Annotated in this window: 6 protein-coding genes; 4 read left to right on the top strand and 2 right to left on the bottom strand. The window is 39.0% G+C overall.

The features are described from left to right. The first annotated feature begins 267 nt into the window (after positions 1-267). Complete coding sequence (locus H6G14_RS33035; protein ID WP_242054384.1) at positions 268-777, top strand: hypothetical protein; 510 nt, start codon at positions 268-270, stop codon at positions 775-777. Here H6G14_RS33035 and H6G14_RS33030 read toward each other — a convergent pair. After that, a complete protein-coding gene (locus H6G14_RS33030) occupies positions 764-982 on the bottom strand; it encodes a hypothetical protein (protein WP_190573192.1) in 219 nt (72 codons plus the stop codon). The genes H6G14_RS33035 and H6G14_RS33030 overlap by 14 nt on opposite strands. Positions 983-1,195: 213 nt before the next feature. Here H6G14_RS33030 and H6G14_RS33025 point away from each other — a divergent pair, with 213 nt between their 5' ends. Continuing rightward, on the top strand, positions 1,196-1,423 hold the full coding sequence (locus H6G14_RS33025; protein WP_190573190.1) for a hypothetical protein: 228 nt from the start codon (positions 1,196-1,198) through the stop codon (positions 1,421-1,423). A 63-nt stretch (positions 1,424-1,486) separates the two neighbouring features. Here H6G14_RS33025 and H6G14_RS33020 read toward each other — a convergent pair whose 3' ends face one another. Continuing rightward, entirely contained in the window at positions 1,487-2,080 is a 594-nt protein-coding gene (locus H6G14_RS33020) for a pentapeptide repeat-containing protein (protein ID WP_190573188.1), read from the bottom strand. A gap of 354 nt (positions 2,081-2,434) precedes the next feature. On the opposite strand from H6G14_RS33020, the gene H6G14_RS33015 reads away from it, so the two are divergent. Together H6G14_RS33015 and H6G14_RS33010 are read left to right on the top strand one after the other, a co-directional pair. Then, complete coding sequence (locus H6G14_RS33015) at positions 2,435-3,025, top strand: hypothetical protein (protein ID WP_190573186.1); 591 nt, start codon at positions 2,435-2,437, stop codon at positions 3,023-3,025. A 266-nt stretch (positions 3,026-3,291) separates the two neighbouring features. After that, positions 3,292-3,981 (top strand): nucleotidyltransferase domain-containing protein, encoded by a 690-nt coding sequence (locus H6G14_RS33010; protein ID WP_190573185.1) that lies wholly within the window; start codon positions 3,292-3,294, stop codon positions 3,979-3,981. Positions 3,982-4,036: the final 55 nt, after the last annotated feature.

The following is a 4,036-nucleotide window of genomic DNA, read 5'->3' as shown; positions in this document are numbered from 1 at the left end:
CTACTTATCCTCTATACCACCTACTTAGACAGAACCTTGCCGTTAGATATGCCTGCCTTTATCCCTTGCTTAGTATTCTTGTACTATATTTAGATGCGTTTGCCCTGGGGTCAAGCTTTTGCTCTTTGGCGACAAGATTCATCTTGGTACAGCAGTGAGGGCATGGAATAGTTTGGTTTTCAATGTAATTATTTAGTTGAATTTAATCTGGAAAAAGTCAAGCAGATTTTTACAGATTATCAACTTGATAATTCTCGGTTTAACGTCTTGAAGCGTCAGGTAGGCGCTTTATTTCCACCATTGATTGAAACTATCTTTATTGATGCTCGTTCCCAAATGCTCAGTGAAGTTCAGGATGAATTACTCTTGAGTATATTACAACGCCCATATCAAAAAGATAAAACTTCTCATGAAGTACAAGATCATAATCTTGCTAAAGAACGTTTAGGAATCATTGACAATTTTATTGCGCCTACTAATTGGTCTAAAGTTTGTCAAGAAGTTAGTAATACATCAAGGACGTTACTCGCCCAACGTCAACACTTGATTCAACTATGTCAACGTTATGCTCATTTAGCAGAGCAGAAACTAGCTGCTAAAGTAGAGCAGTTAAATTTACGCTTGAATACACAAACTTGGGATAATACTCTAGCTGAAGAATTGAAAATTGAAAGACTTTTGAAGTCCGCTATCGTCCAAGGTATTCATCAGCCACAACTTAAACTTGATTCTGTTGGTTTTATTGTGATATCTGCTCACTCTCCTAGCCATTTTTAACTGCTGGGTTCATGGATAAAGGCGTTGGCGTTGGCGGTTTTTCAATCTCCCCTTCAATGTAACCGAGTTCATACATACTCGCAGCTTCAGTATCATGCTCTGGTGGTGCTTTGGGCTTTCCCTCCCAAGCATCAGATTTTCCTAAGTTAACCCAATCTTCATTACTCATCCCAAAACCGGATTCGTCTAAATTCGTTGTGTTCATTAATACTTAGATTAGGGGTTAAGGTTTGCCTGTATCTATGTTGTGATCATCTTTCAACAAAAACATATACCTAGAGTCAGAACAAGTAGTAGCGATCACCCCTGATGATAGTTTTATGACGCTAACGATGAAACCAATCACTACTGTATAATCATTGTGGGCTAGTAAACACTGGGATACTACACAGGCACTCTATCAATTTTGCATACTTTTATGAGTAGCTTGCTTTTATTATTAATTGGTTTGGGAATTTTTACCTTATCCTGGAACACCCAAGATGAAATTCATCGCATTACGGCGATGTTTAGCGGGACATTTTCTCTAATTTGGGGCTTAACTCTAGCTCCTTTGCCCTTTCAATTACTAATTGAAATTGTCTCGCTTCTAGCAGCTTTTTCTGTTTGTATGCGTTGTTTAGGTTGTGGTGCTAACACTGATTAATACTAGCTGGCAACCAAGCTATTACTTTTCTTGATGAATCAAGATAATTACTTATTAGCAGAATCATTGTTTAGTAAAATCTAACTCACTTTCAATAAACTTCGCTCCGGTTAGGTTTGCCCCGTTCAAATTGCATAAGTGGAGATTTGCTCCTCTTAGCTCTGCTAAGGACAGATTAGCTCCAGTTAAATCTGCATTAGTCAGATCCGCTTCAGCTAAGTTGGCTCCACTTAAGTTAGCTCCACATAATGAGGCTTGTTTTAGGTTAGCTCCTTTGAGGTTTGCTCTGGTTAGGTTTGCCCCACTCATTTCGGCTCCACTTAAATTAGCTTGGCTCAAGTCTGCTGCTGTCAAATCAGCTTTGTCTAGATTGGCTTGGCTTAAATCTGCCCAACTCAATTTTGCATAACTTAGATTAATTTCAGTTAGCTCTGCGGATACAAGTTCCGCACATCTCAAATTTGCATTAACAAAATTTCTTTCTCCCAGTGCATAGCGTCGGAAAATTTCCTCAGATGTTAATCGTTCTAAAACCGCTTGAGATGTACCTTGATAACACCATGCAACTTCTAATAATTTGGCAGCAGTATTAACAGCTATCTCATCACATTCAATCAGAGATACACTATTACAGCCATCCCAACTGCCATTCAACATCTGAGCGATTTCATTAGCTCCAGTGGTTGAATCAAATAATAAAATAGATTCTTTAGGTCGGTTTAAAAGACTCTTCGAGATAATTGAGATAATATCTTTTATTTATACAAATCTTACTAATTTAATAAATATTATAATTACCTCTAGCATAGAATATCCCATCAGATAGAAGCAAGCTCATCCGATATTATTTAAAGTAAAGATATTATTAAGTTAACATCATTTATTTAATGTTGTTACGACGTAAAGTCAATATTTCACATCTACTAAATGGTCTATCTATGAATAAGTATATAGGCTTATTGTTTATCTATTAAAAGCTAGATATAGAGTCGCAAGTAGGTTTTAAATATTATGCAAAACAGTAATGGCTTTCTCAACAGAAATTCCTGTTTCAATAAAGCAGCGCTTTTGACACTGTTAGTTAGTGGTCTGACTGCTTGCGCTTCCGAACCAAAGCAACCTGATGTTGTGGTAGTTCCTACACCGCAAGCCACGGTTACTGTCACTGCGACTGCTACACCAGAGGCAACAAATACTGTTGTCGCTACTCCTAGTCCCCTCACAACAGTTGTTCAAACTGAACCAATTACTGATGTATTAGTCATTACTAATGCAAATAAACAGACACTTATAGATAAACCTGTACAGTTTACAAATGTGAAGGTTCAAAGTGTGGTAGGCGATCGCACCTTCTGGGTTGGCTCAAGTAATGCTCAACGGGTATTTGTAGTTTTAGCTCCTAATTTGGATGAAGGAACTGTAGAAAACAAAGTTGTAGTCAAACCAGGACAGACACTTGATTTAGCAGGGGTTCTTAAACCAGTACCCAGTGTCAAACAAGCACAGCAACAATGGAAAGGTTTAAGCGCGACTGAAGCACAAGGATTAAAGGAGCAAATCATTTATTTACAAGCAAGTCAAATCAGATTTAAGCCAAGCTGATATTATATTCTGGTCGCATTTGGAGCCAGTTGCTCCTACTCGAACAAGTGCAAATCATGTAGCGACAACAGCCAGATCGCAACTGGCATCCACTGGGATAACACAAAAAGTTCCGCCGTCCGTCTTGTACAACTTTTTGTCTATCCCAGTGTTTTGACATTCCCATTGAAACTGCAACAACAATAGATTGAGTGCCAATTTGCCAAAAGTATTTACGGGTTATATGGTTTGAGAATGACTTGCTAGAAAAACCTCATAATCGCCTTATGAATCAAAATTTGTCCCAATTCATCAGCCATATTGTTGAGCCATTGCAGTCGATTGAGGGAATTATAGCGATCTCGTTAGGTGGTTCACGAGCGCGGGGCAACCATACTCATAAATCAGATGTAGATTTAGGGATTTATTACCATCCACAGAACCCACCCGATGTAATTACTTTAAATCGCCTTGCTTGTAACCTTGATGATCAAGGCCGCACGAATTTGATTACAGAAATTGGGGGGTGGGGAAAATGGATCAATGGTGGCGGCTGGTTACAGATTCAAGGTGTAGCTGTAGATTTTCTCTACCGTAATTTAGCGCTCGTCAATCGTGTGATTGATGATTGCCATGCTGGAAAATTAACTATCGACTATCAACCAGGACATCCTCATGGCTTTGTGTCCTCAATTTATATGGGGGAAGTTGCTATTTGTCAGGTACTTCACGACCCTGATGGTGTTTTACAAACTTTGAAAACAAAGACCAAACCTTATCCCGTTGGGCTAAAACAGGCAACGATTAATACTTTCGCCTGGGAAATTAGTTTCTCACTAATAGTCGCAAAAAAAGCGATAGCACGCGATGATATTGTTTACGCAGCAGGTTGTTGTTTCCGTAGTGTAGCTTGTATGAATCAAGTTTTATCTAGTTCCGTGAGAAGACTCCCGCCACACCTGAACGGTTGGCGGTGAGATGAATCGCGGGTCAAAAACGCAACACCTTCTGACCAAAATTAAGCGTAAGCGA

It is taken from the genome of Nostoc parmelioides FACHB-3921 (assembly GCF_014696625.1).
GTDB classification, from domain to species: Bacteria; Cyanobacteriota; Cyanobacteriia; order Cyanobacteriales; family Nostocaceae; genus Trichormus; species Trichormus parmelioides.
The sequence above is the reverse complement of the archived record's forward strand: the minus strand, read 5'-3'. Positions and strand labels throughout refer to the sequence as shown.

Coding starts and splice junctions, on each gene's coding strand:
- H6G14_RS33030 (WP_190573192.1), bottom strand. CDS start 982: ATGAACACAACGAATTTAGACGAATCCGGTTTTGGGATGAGTAATGAA.
- H6G14_RS33025 (WP_190573190.1), top strand. CDS start 1,196: ATGAGTAGCTTGCTTTTATTATTAATTGGTTTGGGAATTTTTACCTTA.
- H6G14_RS33020 (WP_190573188.1), bottom strand. CDS start 2,080: ATGTTGAATGGCAGTTGGGATGGCTGTAATAGTGTATCTCTGATTGAA.
- H6G14_RS33015 (WP_190573186.1), top strand. CDS start 2,435: ATGCAAAACAGTAATGGCTTTCTCAACAGAAATTCCTGTTTCAATAAA.
- H6G14_RS33010 (WP_190573185.1), top strand. CDS start 3,292: ATGAATCAAAATTTGTCCCAATTCATCAGCCATATTGTTGAGCCATTG.